Source organism: Blastococcus sp. TF02-8 (assembly GCF_003319175.1).
Classification (GTDB): Bacteria; Actinomycetota; Actinomycetes; order Mycobacteriales; family Geodermatophilaceae; genus Blastococcus.
In genome coordinates this window covers 44,137-60,220 of record NZ_QOHK01000008.1, presented here as the reverse complement: position 1 = coordinate 60,220, position 16,084 = coordinate 44,137, and the positions used below count along the sequence as shown (strand labels likewise).

The following is a 16,084-nucleotide window of genomic DNA, read 5'->3' as shown; positions in this document are numbered from 1 at the left end:
ACACGCGGTCACGCCGACACGCGGATCTCACCGGGTGCGGGGGCGACCCCTGGCACGAGCGGCCGGAGCACGGTGGCGCGCACGGCCACCGCCACGAGGACGGGGCCCGCGGACAGCAGCAGAGGTGCCCAGGCGAGGGCGGCGACGCTGCCGGAGGCGAGGAGCGCGACACCGGCCAGCGGTGCGAACTCGAGCAGCCGGAGCGCGAGCACCCGACGCTGCCTCCGGTGGACCGTCGCCAGACCCGAGTAGGGCAGGAGGAGGGCAGCCGACACCGCGTAGGCCCCCCAACCAGCGACGGCTGCCACCGGCACGTCGTAGGCGCCACCCGTGAGCAACGGCTCGAGCAGTGGCTGGCATGCCAGGGTGACCCCTGTGACCACGGCCACCACCGCGGCCAGGCCGAGCGCTGCCCGGTCCGCCGACCGCAGCGCCGCCGCCGGGGAACGGTGGCGCATGGCCACGTAGTGCGGAAGAAGGTACGAACCCAGTCCCGCCACCAGCACCAGGGTCGGCGCGGTGTACACGCGCGCCGCCTCCAGTGGACCGTAGACGGCGGCCCCGGCCAGCACGACCACGACCAGTCGCAGACCGGTGAGCAGTCCTGGGCGGACCATCTGCGCCGCGGCCCGCCAGATCCCGAAGGACCACACCCCGCGCAGATCCGGCGAACGCCACGGCCCACGGGGTCGCTCCGACAGCGGTATCGCCCACCAGGCCACCACACCGGCCGCGACCTGACCGGCCACCAGGGCAAGGAGGAAGTGGGCGAGCTCCAGCGGTCCGGCGAGACCGCAGAGGACCAGCACACCGAGGGAGACGACGAGGCTGGTGCCGTCCACCACCGGCAGGGACCAGTAGCGGCCTGCGGCCATCAGCAGCCGCCGAAAGGTGTCCTCGAGGACGAAGGCGGTGACCGCCGCGCCGAGCACCACCCCCACCAGGGGCGGGACCACCGTGGTGACCGCCGCCAGGCACCCCGCGACGAGGCCGGCCACGACGGCCACCGCGGTCCCCCAGACGTGCAGGCCCGCTCGGGTGCCGGGCTCCGCCCGGTCCAGCACGGTCAGCGAGTCACCGACCAGTCCGCTGGCGACCGCGGTCACGAGCACGACGGCCCCGTAGATCACCGCGAAGGTGGCCAGCCCCGCCGCGCCCAGGTAGCGCGCGGCGGCGACCTGGAGCAGGAGCCCGGCCAGGGCCTGGGTGGCCTGCCCGGTCACCGCCCCCGTGGCCGGTCGCCGCAGCAGCGCGCGGAGCCCTCGCACCATGGATGGATCCTCCCGGCCCAGCCCCGGGACCGCCCGCGGCGAGCGGACGGTCCCGGGGAGCGGTTCAGCGGACCTGGGTCACCGAGAAGCCGGTGAACCGCACGTCCAGCGGCGCCGTGGCGCTGCCGAAGAGATAGGCCGACAGACCCACTCCACCGGCGGCCTGCAGCTCGGGGGTCGCGTCGGAGCGACTCACGGTCGGGGTGCCCGGTTCCGTGGCGCCCGCCGCCCAGACCGAGGCGGTCAGCTGCGTCGTACCGGTCCCCCAGGCACGCACCCGCACCTCGAGCTGCTGGCCCGGCGTGTACGTCAGGCCGGGCACGATGACCTCGGACCCGATCGCCGTCTCCGTGCTGGAGCCGGCCAGCCGGCTCATCATGACGCCCACGGTGCCGTTCGGGAGGAAACGCAGGCGGGCCCGGTACTCCAGGTTCGCGCCCACCCGGCGTCCGGTCACGTAGACCGCCGTCCCGGTTCCGGTCGGCGCCGCGGACAGCGACACCGTCGTGCGGAGGTCCGCGCTGGTCTGAGACACCGCACCCAGGTAGGCGCCGGTCAGGTTGCCCGGCGCGGCGAGCGCCATGGTGGCCGTGCCCGGTGCCACCGACAGCCGCGTGGTCCCGTTCGCGGTGGTCCAGGCACCACCGACATCAGCCGTGCCGAGGCCTCCGGTCACCGTCCGGTCGAAGGCGTCGGCGGCGAGCACCACCGGCGCGGAGACCGCGAGGTCGGCCGTGCTGACGGCGGTCGCCCCGTCGTCGTCGGTCACCGTCAGGGTCACCCGGTACGTGCCGTCGGCGGCGTAGGTGTGCGACGTCGTCGCGCCGGTGCCGGTGCTCCCGTCGCCGAAGTTCCACGCGTACGACGCGACGCGGCCGTCGGTGTCGCTCGACGCGGAGGCGTCCAGCGCGACCAGGCGGTCGGCCACCTGAGAACCGAAGACGGCGGTCGGCGCCTGGTTGGCCACCACGGTCACCTGCTGCGTCAACGTTGCCGTCGCACCGCGGTCGTCGGTGACGACCAGGCTCACGGCGTAGGTACCGGCCGCCGGGAAGGTGTGCGACACGGTGCGCCCGCTGCCCGTGGTGCCGTCCCCGAAGGTCCAGGCCCACGCGCTCACGGTGCCGTCGGGGTCGGTCGACGCGCTGCCGTCGAAGGCGACCTCCAGGTCGTCGGCCACCGCACCGAACCGCGCGGCGGGCGCCACGTTGGCCGGCTTGCCGGTGCGGCCCAGGCTGTTGTGGGCGGCGACCTGCTGCGCGCTCAGCACCGTCCGGTACAGCGCCACCTCGTCGATACGGCCGTTGAACGTGTCCACGCCCCCCATGGCCTTGTCGCTGCCGACGCGGAGGTAGCCGGAGTAGCTCTCCCCGGTCTTCGTGTCGGTGCGCGAGCCGACCAGCTGACCGTCCACGTACAGCGCCATGCCCGACGAGCCCATCGTGGCGGCCACGTGGTGCCACTTGTTGTCGTTGAAGCTGGCGGTGCTGGTCACGACCCTCTTCTGGGTCCAGAAGAGGAACGGGGAGTTGACGCCGAAGTTGACCTTGCCCTGGGCGTCGAGCCACACCTGGCGGTCGAAGGCGGTGCTGGTCCCCGTCCGGGCGTTGCCGAAACCGAGGATGCGGCCGCCGGTCGTCGAGCCCGTCTGGAACCACGCCTCCTGGGTGAAGGTGTTCGGAGCGGCCGCCGCGGTCTGCGTGGACAGGGCGGCGTTCGCGGTGCCGTTGAAGCCGAAGGCCGTGTCGGTGTCGCCGGCGAGCGCACCGGCCTGCCCACGGGTGACGCCCGTGCCCACGCTCATGGCGGCGGTGCCGACGCTGTCGGCCGCGGTGGTACCGGTGGTCCCGCCCAGACGCCAGTGACCGGTGGCCCCGTCGGCCTTGACGGCGTCGACGTAGCTGCCTGCGGTCGCCGGCGGGGTCGTCGGGACCGCCCCCGTCACCTCGACGGAGACGAGCTGGGAGCCGACCTGGTTACCGAAGGGGTCGGCGGCGACGACCTGGTAGGTGTGCGTCCCGCCACTGAGACCCGAGTCGGTGAACGACATGGCCGGCGTCTTCCACCACTGGGAAGCCTGCACGACCTCGTACACCGGGGTCGTGGTGTTGCCGTCCCGGTACACCCGGTAGGTGAGGTTCTCGTTGTCCTGGTCGCTGGTGGCCGTCCAGGCGAGCTTGGCGGTGCCCGCGGCCACGGCGGTGACGGTCGGCGTGAGCGCATCCGAGGCGACGGGACCGACCTTGTTGGGCGCAGCGTTGGGCAGCGCGTACCTCACCAGGCCCTGCTGCCCGACGCCGTTCACCCGCGGGAACTCCCCGCCGAACACGACGTACTGGCCGTTGCCGGTGACCGACCACCCGGCCTGGCTCTGCCCGGTGAACGTGCCGGGCGTCATGGTCGGGAACCAGGGCAGCATCGAGCCGGCCGGGAGACCGCGGAAGTTGCTGTTCTTGATCGTCCGGGAGCCCACCGTGCCGGTCGGCTTGATCGTGAAGGCGTTGCCGAACTTGTTGACCCGGGGGTTCTGCTCCGGGAAGCCACCGATGCTGCCGCAGTCGTGCGCGTGGCTGGAGACGTAGAGGACGTCGCCGCTGGGGTAGCTGGAGTAGCTGTCGCCCCGGCAGTCGTTGATCTCGAGGATCGAGCCACCCTCGGCCGTCACGACGAAGTTGCCCTCGAGGTTGCCCGGCCCGCTGAAGTCGTAGGCGGTACCGAAGACACGCGGCCCGTCGGTGCTGAGGCTGTACACCGCAGAGTTCGCACCCTGGTTGGTCAGCTTCTGGTTGATCGCGAAGGGCTTCGTCTGGCCGGTGGTCGCGTCGAGCGCCCCGACCCCGGTCGCCTTGACGCTGTTGAGGGAGTCGAAGCGGCCGGCGGCCACGACCTGGCTGCCGCCACCGGTGACGACGAGCGCCATCACCTGGTCGCTGCCGGAGGTCGCGGCGGCGCCCGGGACGGGGGCCCAGGGGAGGAGCCCCCCGTCGGAGGCCCGGACCGCGGCCAGCCGCGTGCGGCTGACACCGCCGACGGCAGTGATGCTGCCGCCGAGGTAGACGGTGTCGTCGGTGGCGGCGATCGCGCGCACCTGGCTCTGGACGGCGGGCGCCCAGCTCGTGATCAGGGTGCCGCTCGCGGTGTCGAACGCGGCCACGCGCTTGCGGGTCTGACCGTCGACGGTGGTGAAGTCACCACCGACGTAGATGCGCGAGCCGTCCGGCGAGGCGGTGACGACCAGTGCCTGCGCGTCGAGGCTCGGCGCGAAGGACGGGATCAGCGTGCCGGTGCGGATGTCATACGCCAGGAGGTTGGTGCGCGCGACCTCCTGGGTGCCGGCAGGCGCACCGGCCGGGCGGGCGGTCGTGAACTTGCCTGCCACGTAGACGGTGTTGCCGACGACGACCTGCGACCAGGCCACGCCGTTGATCTGGACGGTGGGCAGCGCGTCGGCCGAGACCGTCACGGGCGTGGCCGCCGACGGCACGAGCGGTCGGGTGTCGGCCTGCGCGGCGCCGGCCGGCAGCAGTGCCATGGTTCCGGCCGCGGTCAGCGCGACCACGAACGCCGACGCGAGGCGCCGACCGCTGGACAGCGTGGACGTGCTCATTTCGTTCCCCCCGAAACTTTGCGAGCTGCGACGCCCCCACCGCACGACGCCGTTGGAGCGATACTCACGGTGACGATGACACGCGGACACGGCGGGCGTAATCACACGATCCGGTGACGATGCGCAACCCTCCCTCGGTCAGGGGAGGTCGTTCTCACGCAGCGTACTCAGGCCACTGCAGCGAGCTAGCTGCGGGGCGGTCCGGACTCCGGAGCGGAGCCCGGACCGTCCGCGGTCAGTCGACCGGCGCGACGTCGAAGGCGGTGAACCGGACCGCCGTGCCGCGCGTGGCGCTTCCGGACAGATATGCCGCAACACCCAACCCGCCGGCGGTCTGGAGCGACGCGGTCGTGTCCGACCGGGTGATCGTCGGGACCGCGGGCTCCTCGTCCCCGGCGTTCCACACGCTCGCGGCCAGCTGCGTCGTACCGGTGCCGGACACCTGGACCCGCACCTGCAGGGCGGTGCCGGGCACATACGTCAGACCGGGCACGATCACCTCGCTGCCGATGACGACCTCGGTGGCCGTGCCGGAGAGGCGGGTGAGAGCGAGCCCCACCGTGCCGTTGGCGAGGAAGCGCACCCGCGCGCGGTACTCCTGGTTGGTGCCCACCCGGCGCCCGGTCACGTACACCGACGCCCCGCCGCCGGTGGGCGCCGACGTCAGCGAGAAGGAGGCGAGGACGTCCGCCGACGTCTGCTGGACCTGGCCGAGGTATGCCCCGGTCAGGTTACCGGCGGCCGGCAGGTCGAGGGTCGCGACGCCGGGGACCACGGATTGCCGGGTCGCCCCGTTCGCGGCGGTCCAGGGCCCCCCGACGTCAGCCGTCCCGAGACCACCGCTGACCGTGCGCCGGAACGAGTCGCGGGCCACCGGCGGCGGGCCCACGGGCGCCGTCACCGTCACCGTGCGCTCGACCACCGCGGTCGCACCGTCGTCGTCGGTGACCGTCAACCGCACCGGATAGCTGCCCGCAGCCCCGTAGGTGTGCGACGCCGTCGCACCCGCACCGCTCGTGCCGTCACCGAACGACCACGCGAACCCGGCCACCGTCCCGTCCGGGTCACTCGAGCCCGACCCGTCCACCGACAGCGCCAGGCCGTCCGACGTCGACGTGAACGCCGCCGTCGGCGCCCGGTTCACCACCGGCGCCGTCACCGTCACCGTGCGCTCGACCACCGCGGTCGCACCGTCGTCGTCGGTGACCGTCAACCGCACCGGATAGCTGCCCGCAGCCCCGTAGGTGTGCGACGCCGTCGCACCCGCACCGCTCGTGCCGTCACCGAACGACCACGCGAACCCGGCCACCGTCCCGTCCGGGTCACTCGAGCCCGACCCGTCCACCGACAGCGCCAGGCCGTCCGACGTCGACGTGAACGCCGCCGTCGGCGCCGCGTTCGGGGCCGGACCGGTCGGGACCGTCGTCACGGAGAAGCCGGTGAACCGGGCGGCGGAGGCCACGGTGTTGCTGGTCGGGCGGAAGACCGCCAGTCCCACTGCCCCGGGGACCTGGAGCGCCGCGGTCGTGTCGCTACGCACCAGCTGGGGCGCCGGTTCCGCCGTCCCCTGCCGCCAGACGGTGCCGCGCACCTCGGTGGTCCCGGTGCCCCACACCTGGGCGCGCAGCTCGATGGTCGCACCGGGGGCCCAGGTGACGCCCGGGACCACGACCTCCCCGCCCGGGAAGGCCTCCGCGCCGCCGGCGACGCGGGACAACGCCAGCGCCAGCGAACCGTCGGGAGCTACTCGGACCCGCACCCGGTAGTCACCAGCCGTCCCGGCACGCCGCCCGATGGCGTACACGTAGGTTCCCCCGCCGGTGGGCGCCGCCGTGAGGGTGAACGACGTGCGCAGATCGGCCGAGGTCTGGGCGACATCGCCCAGGTGTGCACCGGTGTTGTTCCCGGCCGTGGGCATCGCCAGCTGGGCGACACCCGGGGTCACCGACTGGCGGCCGGCGCCGACGGTCGCGGTCCACGGACCACCGATGTCCGCGGTACCGAGGCCGTTGGTCGTCGTGCGCCCGAAGGCGTCCCGGGCGACGACGGCCGGCCCGGTGGACGCGGCCACGGTCACCTGGCGGGTGACGCTCCCCGTGGCGCCGTCGTCGTCCGTGACGGTCAGCTTCACCGGGTATGTGCCCGCCGCGCCGAACGTGTGCGAGGTCGTCGCACCCGCGCCGGTGGATCCGTCACCGAAGTCCCATGCGTAGGACGCCACCGTCCCGTCGGCATCGCGGGACCCCGACGCGTCGACCCAGGCGGTGAGGCCGGCCGGAGTCGTGGTGAAGGCGGCCGTCGGGGGCTGGTTCGCCGGCGGGGCGGTGACGGTGACCTGCCGGGTCGTGGTGCCGACCGCACCCTTGTCGTCGGTCGCGCGCAACGTGACCGTGTAGGTGCCCGGCGACGCGTAACGGCGGCTCGCCGTGACGCCCGTGGCCGCCGACCCGTCACCGAAGTCCCAAGCGAAGGACACCACGCGCCCGTCCGGGTCGGTGGTCGCCGTGGCGTCCACCGACGCGGTGAGGTCGGAGACCACAGAGGTGAACACGGCGGTCGGCGCGACGTTGGTCGCCGTGCCGGTGGTGGCGATGGTGTAGTGCCGGGCCACCTGCTCGGCGGTCAGCACCGTCGGGTACACCGCAACCTCGTCGATGCGCCCGTTGAAGAAGGGGGACCCCGACCAGGTCCGGTCCCCACCGATGCGCCAGTACCCGGTGATCTCCTGGGCCATGATCGCGTCGGTACGGCTCGTGATGAGCTTCCCGTCGACGTAGAGCGACATGCCGGTCGGCCCGACGGTGGCGACCGCGTGATGGAAGACGCCGTTGTTGTAGGCACCGGGGGTCACCAACTCGAAGGGCGTGCCAGGCCAGACTGCGAAGTGCAACCGCCCGTTCGGTTCGAGCCAGAGCTGGCGGTCGTGGTTGTTGCTCAGCCCAGTCCGTTGGTCTCCGAATCCCATGATCTTGCCGCCGGCGGTGGTCCGGGTCTCGAACCACGCCTCGACGGAGAACGTGTTCTGACCGCGACGGGGCACCTGCGTCGAGAAGTAGCCGGTTGCGCCGTCGAACCAGACCGAGGAGTCGGTGTCTCCTCGGAGCGCACCCGCCCAAGCGCGGCCGATCCCACCGCTGGCAACGGCGTCGTCGACCCCCGCCTGGTCGTAGGCCGTCGTGCCGGCGCTCTCTCCCATCGGCCAGTAGTCGGTGGCGCCATCGGCGTGCACGGCTTCGGCGTAGGGACGGGAGGGGCCGGTGCCCGCCGAGCCGCCGCTGGCCGAGCCCACCTCGGTCGTGTTGCCGTAGGGATCGCTCACGGTGACGCGGTAGCTGTGCGTACCCGAACCGGCGGCACGGTCGGCCCACGCAACCGGGGCCACCTGCCACCACTGGGAGGAACGGGTGAAGGTCACGACCGGCGCTGCGGCACCGTCCCGGTAGACCCGGTAGGTCAGGTAGCGGTTGTCCAGGTCGCTGGCACCCTTCCAGCTGACACGCAAGACGCCAGCCGCGACGGAGGTGACGCCCACCCCGGGCTCCACGCGGGGCCCGACCGCGTTCGGAGCCTTCGAGGGCATGGCGAACCTGACCAGCCCCTGCTGAGCCTGCCCGTTCACCGAGGGGAACTCTCCGCCGTAGACGACGTACTGGCCGTCACCGGTGACGCTCCAACCCGCTTGGTACTGCTTGGTGTAGGTGCCCTGCGCGAACTCGGGGAACCAGGTGAGGAGCGCCGGAGCCGGGCGGCCCGTGAAGTTGTAGTTCCCCTGGGTGACCGTGCCGACCCTGCCATTGGCGGCGAGGCTCACTGCGGTCGCTCGCTTCCAGACCCTCGGCTCCTGCTCGGGGAAACCGCCGATGTTGATGCACTGGTGCGCGTGGGATGCGGTGTACAGCGCGCCGTTCATCGGGAAGCTGGAGTAGGTGTCACCCCGACAGTCGGCAATCCAGCGGATCCCACCTCCGGCCGCCGTGACGGCGAAGGAGCCTTCGAGGTTGCCCGGTCCCGAGTAGTCGTAGCCAGTCCCGTAGACGACCGTACCGTCGGTGGAGAGGCTCCAGACAGCCGAGTTGGCGCCCTGGTTGGTGACGACCTGGTTGATGGCGAATGGACGATTGCCGCCGGTGACGGGATCCAGAGCCGCAACGGCAGAGGCCCGCGCTCCGTTCATCGTGTAGAAGCGACCGCCGGCGACGACCTGGCTACCGCCCCCGGTCACCACCAGCGCCAGTACCTCAGACGAGGTCTGCCGGTTGCGGACGGGATCGATGGTTCCCGGGATGGCGTTGCCGTTCGCGTCGAACAGCGGCAGGCTGTTCCCATCCGTCGGGCCGATGCCCGGAACCGGCGCCCATGGGAGGAGCGAGCCATTGGCGGCAGCGACAGCCGCCAGGTTCGTGCGGCTCACGCTGCCCACGGCCGTCAGCGAACCGCCCATGTAGACCGTCGATGCGGTGGCGGCCAACGCCCGGACCTGGCTGTTGACGCCAGGAGACCAGTTCGCGACGAGTGCACCAGTGGCCGTGTCGTAGGCCGCGACCCTGCTGCGGGGCTGGCCGTTGGCGACGGTGAAGTCACCGCCGACGTAGATGCGCTTCCCGTCGGGGGACGGCGTGACCGCCAGCGCCTGGGCGTTGAGATCCGGGGCGAAGGACTCGATCAGCTGCCCGGTGCGGATGTCGAAGGCCAGGAGATTGTTGCGCACCACCTCCTGCGTGCCGGCAGGAGCCCCCGCGGGGCGTGCGCGCGTGAACGACCCCGCTGCGTAGACCGTGGTGCCCACGACGGTCTGCGCCCACACGACACCGTTGACCTGCACGGTGGGGAGGGGGTCGGCCGAGACGGTCGTCGGGTCGGTGGCGGCCGCGGTCGGCGGTGCGGAGTCGGCCCGCGCGGCCGTGCCGCCCAGCACCAGGGCACCCGCGCACAGGAGCAGCGCGATCACTCCCGCGATCAGCCGCGTCGACGCGCCAGCCGTGCGTGACTCCATGCCGCTTCCCCCATGTCGCATCCCCGACCGTCACGCAGACGGACCGGTTCCCGAATACCTAGAGTGACGATCAGCGCTGAAACTCTGCGACGCAACCGCCCGATTCGGTGACAACCAGGGCATTCTTCCGTCGATCATCGACGGTTCGTGACTATGGGTGATCGGACACTCGTCCTCCTGCGACCGATTCGGGCAGGTGACGGCCGCTGCGGGCCGGTACGACGACGACCGGGGCCGGCCGCGGACGACGCGGCCGACCCCGGTCGGGGTCCTGCGGGAGAGGGAGCCGGCCCCGGACGGGGCCGGGGCTCAGCGGACGGGGCCGGTGAAGAGCACCAGCGGAGCCCCCGCCTGGTAACCGACCTCGACGGTCACCATGTCGCGCGCCTCGGCGGGGACGCTGAAGACGTAGACGCCCTCCGCGCTCTGCCCGGGGTCGAGCATGCCCGCGAACGGGCGCTGCGAGGGGTCGTCGAGCGGGGACGCCGGAGTGCGCTCGTCGCTGTAGTACATGTTCACGGCCACACCGCCCAGGGAGATCGCGGCAGCGGAGCCGTTGCTGATCCGGACCGTCACCTGGACGGCCGGGCCGGCGATGTTGCCCGGTCCGGTGGCCGATCCCTGGATGCCCCGGATGGAGGGCAGGGAGGCGGCGACGCCGTTCCCGGCGTCCACGGTCGCGTCCAGCGCCGCCTCGGGCAGCGGTGCCGGCAGCTCGTCGGCGTCCTCGGTGGGCCCGGTCGGCTCCGGGGTCGGCAGCGGCGGCGGGACCGCGGTGTCGGTCGGGGCGGAGCTGGTGCTGGAGGCACCGGAGGTCGGCTTCCGGTCGTCGTCGTCGTCCCCGCCGAGCAGCACGGCGACCACGACCAGGACGGCGACCAGCGCGCCCGCCGCGAGGGCGAGGAGGAGCCGTCGACGGCCCGGCGACGCGACCGGACCGGGTGCCGGCGTCTCGGTGGGAGTGCTCATCGGGGCAACCGTCCGATCTCGCGGAACCACTTGCCGCAGGCGAGCACGAGGTACCCGGCAGTCGCGGCGAAGAGGAACGTGTACACGCCGAAGAAGATCGCGGGCGCGCCCAGGAGGACGAACACCCAGCAGAGCAGGCCGTAGTCGGTCGGGACCACGAGGAGCGAGCGGAGGATGCTGGGGCGCTGGTCGGTCCGTGCCGCACGCGTGCGCGCCCCGTGCCGCTCACGCAGGGCCTCGTTGAGCATCGTGCCGAAGAAGAGGACCGCGGCGACGACGCAGAAGCCCAGCGGCACGAGCAGCCAGGGCCCGCGGGGCACCGCCTCGGACCGGTAGAGCCCGACGAGCAGGGCCAGGTGGAGGCTCGAGGTCTTGGCGGCGTCGACCATGTGGTCGAGCCACTCCCCCGCCGGCGACCCACCCCCGCGCAGGCGGGCGAGCTGCCCGTCGGCCGCGTCGAAGGCGTAACCGACGGCGAGGAGCACCGAGACCGCGACGCCGACCGGCCAGGACGGACGGGCGAGTGCGAGCAGGGCGATCGCCGAGGCCGTGAAGGTCGCACTCACAGCGGTGACCGCGTTCGGCGTCAGCCGTGCGTGGAAGGCCAGAGCCGCCAGGACACGACCCGCCTTGCGGTTCACGAACCGCGAGTAGGCGGGAGCGCCCGTGGCACCCTTCTGAGCCGCGGAGAGGCGCCCGATCGTCGTCCGGAGGCTCTCGCCCCGGGCCGGGACCGGCCGGGCCGTGTCGGCGAGGGTCACTGCTGGGCTCCCGGGAACCGGATCACCTCGGAGCCGGCACCCATCGCGGTCCGCCCCGACACCTCCGGCAGCACGGCCGGTCGCGGGAACGGGACCGGCGCCGGCACCGACGTCGCGGCCGGGAAGCGGCGCCCCGAGGGACGACGAGCGGGCACGTGGCGGCCGGCGAGCCGGCGGGCGAGCTGCTCGTACCCCGCGGCCACGTCGTCCCAGTCGTAGCCCTTCGCGAGCTCACGCGCCCGCACCCCGGAACGCCGGATCGACACCGGGTCGGACTCGGCGGCGTCCACCAGCGCGGCGACGTCCGCGGGGCTCACGAAGAAGCGGCCGGAGTCCTCGATGACCTCCCGGTTGAAGTCGACGTCGTAGGCGAGCACCGCCGTACCGGCCCCGATGGCGCGCAGCAGCGACGGGTTGGTGCCGCCGACCGAGTGCCCGTGCAGGTAGGTGTAGGCGTGCGCGTAGAGCTGGTCGAGCTGGTCCTGGTCCCAGACGCCCCCGAGGAACCGCACCCGCTCGTCGGCCAGCCCGTGCACCCGCGCGGTGTAGGCGTCGGAGTACGGGGCCGAGCCGACGACGACCAGCGGCTTGGTGGCGCCGCTGCGCCGGTAGCCGTCGACGATGACGTCGACGTGGTTCTCCGGCTCGAAGCGCGCCACGACGAGGTGGTAACCGCCCGGGGTGAGCCCCAGTTCGGCCAGCTTGTCCGTGCCCGGGGCGATCATGGGCGCGCCGTAGGTGAGCAGCGTGGTGGGCACCCCGAACTCCGACCGGTAGTAGTCGGCGATCCCCTGGGCATCGGCGATCAGCGCGTCCGACCAGCGGACGGCCAGCGCCTCGGCCATGCGGTAGTAGCGCTGGCCGATCGGACCCCACTTGGCCCGCTTCCACTCCAGCCCGTCCACGTGGGTCGCGACCGGGATGCGCGCCGCACGCAGTGCGGGCAGCAGCGGCGCGTTGGCTGCGTTGAACACGAAGGCCGCGTCGGTGCGGTGCGCCAGGAGGTGGGCCACGGAGAGTGCTGAGTGGCTCAGGGTCTCCAGCGAGCGCTTGCGCGCCGCCGGCAGGTGCACCAGCTCCATGCCCAGGTACCGCTGCGGCCGCTCGGCCTGACCGGGCGTGCTGCGGCAGTAGACGACCACCCGGTGGCCCCGCTCGGCGAGCCGGCGCCCGACCTCCTCGACGGCGGTCTCGAACCCTCCGTACCGAGCGGGTACGCCGCGCGTGCCGACCATGGCGATCCGCATGGCCCCTCCGTCCTGTCCTGAGCGTCCGGTCCGGTCACCTGACGGTGACCGCTTCGACGCTCTCCCACCAGGAGCTTCGCCGACGGCGCGGCCACCGGGGGCCGATCCTCGGGTGGGCGTGACTCGTGCGAGTGACGCCCGGAAGAGGTGGGTCAATACGCCCCGGAGCGGGACAGCACGGCTCGCCCGGTCTTCCAGAGGATGACCGCGTCCAGCGCCAGCGACCAGTTCTCGACGTAGCGGAGATCCAGCCGGACCGACTCCTCCCACGACAGGTCGCTCCGCCCGGAGATCTGCCACAGCCCGGTCAGCCCCGGCTTGACCAGCAGACGGCGGCTCACGGAGGTGTCGTACCGGGCGACCTCGGCGGGCAGCGGCGGGCGCGGGCCCACGAGCGACATCGAGCCACCGAGCACGTTGAGCAGCTGCGGCAGCTCGTCGAGCGACAGCCGGCGCAGCAGCCGGCCCACCGGGGTCACGCGGGGGTCGGTGCGGAGCTTGAACAACAGCCCGTCGGAGATGTTCTCCGCGCGCAGGCCGTCCAGCTGGCGATCGGCGTCGACCACCATGCTCCGGAACTTGAGCATGGTGAAGGTGCGACCGTTCAGGCCGACCCGCTCCTGGCGGTAGAGGACCGGCCCGGCGCTGGTCAGGGAGACCGCCGCCGCGATGAGCAGCAGCGCCGGCGCCAACGCCAGCAGGGCCAGCGCCGCCACGCAGCGGTCCACGCCGCCCTTGACGACGCGGCGCCAGCCTTCGAAGCACGGCTGCTCGACCGCGAGGAGGGGCAGCCCCTCGAAGGGACGGATGTGCAGCCGCGGGCCGGCCACCTCGATGAGGCCCGGGGCGACGAGCAGCTCGATGCCGGTGCCCTCGAGCTGCCAGGACAGCTGCCGGAGGTACTGCGCCGCGGTCTCGCTCGCGGAGGTCACGGCGATGGTGTCCGCGTCGTGCGTCTCGGCGAGGAGCAGCACGTCGTCGAGACCGCCGACGGGCACGCCGGCCCGCTCGGCGACCCGGACCCGGTCGGACGGGGTGACGGCGGCCGCCACCACCTCCAGCCCGGCGTACTGCTCGCGCTGCAGCCGCGTGACCAGCTCCAGCACCGCACTGCCCCGGCCGACGACGACCACCTTCTTCGTGCACTGCCCCTGGGCGCGGAGCGCCCGCAGGCGGGCGCGCGCGGCGTACCGGCCGAGCAGCGTGGCCAGGGTGAGCAGCGGGATGGCCACGACCACCAGCGCGCGGCTGAGGTCGAGCGCCCCGACGTAGGAGACGAAGCTCGTCGTCGCCAGCAGCAGGAAGCCCGCGCGGGCGACCCTGCGGTACTCGTCGCTCCCGGTCCCGTACCCGCGCTCGGCGTAGGCGCCGGTGCACCCGAGCAGGACCGGCCACGCCACGACCAGCGCGAGGGCAGCCCAGAACAGCGCCGACCCCGGGGGGACCGGGGCGGCCCGGCCGAACAGCACCGCGGCACCGGCGGCGGCGGCCATCAGCGTCTCCACCGCGACCAGGGCGACGGTGTACGAGCGCACCCAGGCCGGTGCGGAGCGGCGGGCGAGCGGACGGGGACGCGGCAGGGAGACAGCGGTCGATCCACCGGGAGCTCCCGGCAGGATCACCGCCCCGTTGCTCGCCTGCTGGCGATCCAAGAGCATGCGTCCCCCCGAACGATGTTACGCAGCGTAGTCGGATCGGTACCCGCAGGCGATATCACACGCCTGTGAGCAGCGCCTTTCCGATGCGCGATGGTGCAGATGCGCGGCAACCATCACAGAGCGTCAGGGCTCCCGTCAACACGGAGCGTCACGCTTTCACCCGATAGGACCCGGCGGCCCCGCCCGTCGACGATCAGGTGCGCGGGTGGACCTGGTTCTGGGCGGCCTCGAGCCCTGCGGTCAGCAGGAGCTCGGTGGCGTCGGCCGCCTCGACCACCAGCAGGTCGAGCTCCCTGCGCTCGGTGGACGAGAAGTCCTTGAGCACGAAGTCGGCAGGATCCTGCCTGCCCGGGGGGCGGCCGATGCCGACGCGCACCCGGAGGTAGTCCTTCGTGCCGGTCGAGCGGCTGATCGAGCGCAACCCGTTGTGCCCGCCCTCTCCCCCGCCCCGCTTGAGCCGGACGGCGGAGAACGGGATGTCGAGCTCGTCGTGCAGGACGACCAGCTGCTCCGGCGGCAGCTTGTGGTAGTCGAGCAGGCCGCGCACCGGACCACCGGACTCGTTCATGTAGGTCGACGGCACCGCGAGCACGACCCGCCGCCCCGCCAGCCGGCCCTCCCCGGACACCGCGCGCGATCGCGCACCCTTGCCGGGAGCGAGCCTGACGCCCGCGCGGCGGGCGAGCTCCTCGAGGACCATGGCGCCCACGTTGTGCCGGTTGCCGGCGTACTGCGGCCCGGGGTTGCCCAGTCCCACGACGAGGAAGGGGCCTTCGGACGGCGGGGACGCCGCGGGGGCGCCGGCAGTGCCGGCGCCCCCGCGGGTCGTGCTCTCGGTCAGCGGAGACCTCAGCCGTTGTCGGCGGACTTCTCCGCCGAGTCCATCGACTCGCCGCTGCCCTGGTCCTGCGGCTCGGGGACGACGTCGCCCTCGCCGGCGCCCTCGGCGGCCTCGTCGGACTCCTCGCGCTCGATGCCGGCCTCGGCCTCGGCCTCGGCCAGCTCGGCCTCGAGGGCCTCGGCGCTGGGAGCAGCCATCAGGTTGACGACGAGGGCCTCGGCGTCGGTGACCAGCGTGGCGCCCTTCGGCAGGGTCAGCGAACCGGCGGTCACGCCCTCACCGGCACCGCGGCCGGTGACGTCGACCTCGATCGACTCGGGGATCGCGGTGGCCTGGACCTCGAGCGACACGGTGTTGAGCTCGATGCTCACCAGCACGTCGGCGGTGGTCTCGCCGACGGTCAGGACCGGGACGTCGACGGTGACCTTCTCGCCGCGGCGGACGATCACCAGGTCGACGTGCTCGTGGACGCGGGTCAGCGGGTCGCGCTGCACGGCCTTGGTCAGGGCCAGCTGCTCCTTGCCGTCCAGGACGACGGTCAGCAGGACGTTGGACCCGCCGTTGCGCAGCGCCGCGGCGAACTCGCGCGCGGGCAGCGACAGGTGGACGACGTCCTTGCCGTGCCCGTAGAGGACGGCGGGGATGCGGCCGGCGCGGCGGGTGCGGCGGGCGCTGCCCTTGCCGAACTCGGTGCGGGTCTCGGCCTCGAGACGGAAGTCAGCCACGGTGATGTGCTC

The 16,084-nt window shown here is 73.0% G+C and carries 9 protein-coding genes; all 9 read right to left on the bottom strand.

The window, feature by feature from the left end; genetic code table 11:
• Window positions 1-8: 8 nt before the first annotated feature.
• The 9 genes from DQ237_RS15600 to DQ237_RS15560 all read right to left on the bottom strand — a co-directional run bounded on the left by DQ237_RS15600 (window position 9) and on the right by DQ237_RS15560 (window position 16,072).
• Window positions 9-1,271 carry a hypothetical protein gene (locus DQ237_RS15600; RefSeq protein WP_166509647.1) on the bottom strand — a complete coding sequence of 421 codons (1,263 nt, stop codon included), beginning with the start codon at window positions 1,269-1,271 and terminating at the stop codon, window positions 9-11.
• Between the two features lie 64 nt (window positions 1,272-1,335).
• The gene (locus DQ237_RS15595; protein ID WP_113801052.1) at window positions 1,336-4,878 is read right to left on the bottom strand and encodes a PKD domain-containing protein; all 3,543 of its coding nucleotides are present in this window, start codon (window positions 4,876-4,878) and stop codon (window positions 1,336-1,338) included.
• A 235-nt stretch (window positions 4,879-5,113) separates the two neighbouring features.
• On the bottom strand, window positions 5,114-9,871 hold the full coding sequence (locus DQ237_RS15590; RefSeq protein ID WP_113801051.1) for a PKD domain-containing protein: 4,758 nt from the start codon (window positions 9,869-9,871) through the stop codon (window positions 5,114-5,116).
• A 309-nt stretch (window positions 9,872-10,180) separates the two neighbouring features.
• Entirely contained in the window at window positions 10,181-10,840 is a 660-nt protein-coding gene (locus tag DQ237_RS15585; RefSeq protein WP_113801050.1) for a hypothetical protein, read from the bottom strand.
• Window positions 10,837-11,601 carry a CDP-alcohol phosphatidyltransferase family protein gene (locus DQ237_RS15580; protein ID WP_113801049.1) on the bottom strand — a complete coding sequence of 255 codons (765 nt, stop codon included), beginning with the start codon at window positions 11,599-11,601 and terminating at the stop codon, window positions 10,837-10,839. The genes DQ237_RS15585 and DQ237_RS15580 overlap by 4 nt, the downstream gene beginning before the upstream one ends.
• Complete coding sequence (locus DQ237_RS15575; RefSeq protein WP_113801048.1) at window positions 11,598-12,848, bottom strand: DUF1972 domain-containing protein; 1,251 nt, start codon at window positions 12,846-12,848, stop codon at window positions 11,598-11,600. The genes DQ237_RS15580 and DQ237_RS15575 overlap by 4 nt, the downstream gene beginning before the upstream one ends.
• 152 nt (window positions 12,849-13,000) lie before the next feature.
• The gene (locus DQ237_RS15570) at window positions 13,001-14,506 is read right to left on the bottom strand and encodes a sugar transferase (protein ID WP_113801047.1); all 1,506 of its coding nucleotides are present in this window, start codon (window positions 14,504-14,506) and stop codon (window positions 13,001-13,003) included.
• Window positions 14,507-14,699: 193 nt separating this feature from the next.
• Window positions 14,700-15,263, bottom strand: coding sequence for an aminoacyl-tRNA hydrolase (gene pth, locus DQ237_RS15565; RefSeq protein WP_240619672.1), 564 nt, complete (start codon window positions 15,261-15,263; stop codon window positions 14,700-14,702).
• Window positions 15,264-15,355: 92 nt separating this feature from the next.
• Window positions 15,356-16,072: a 50S ribosomal protein L25/general stress protein Ctc gene (locus tag DQ237_RS15560; protein ID WP_113801045.1), complete on the bottom strand. Its 717-nt coding sequence runs from the start codon at window positions 16,070-16,072 to the stop codon at window positions 15,356-15,358.
• Window positions 16,073-16,084 lie beyond the last annotated feature (12 nt).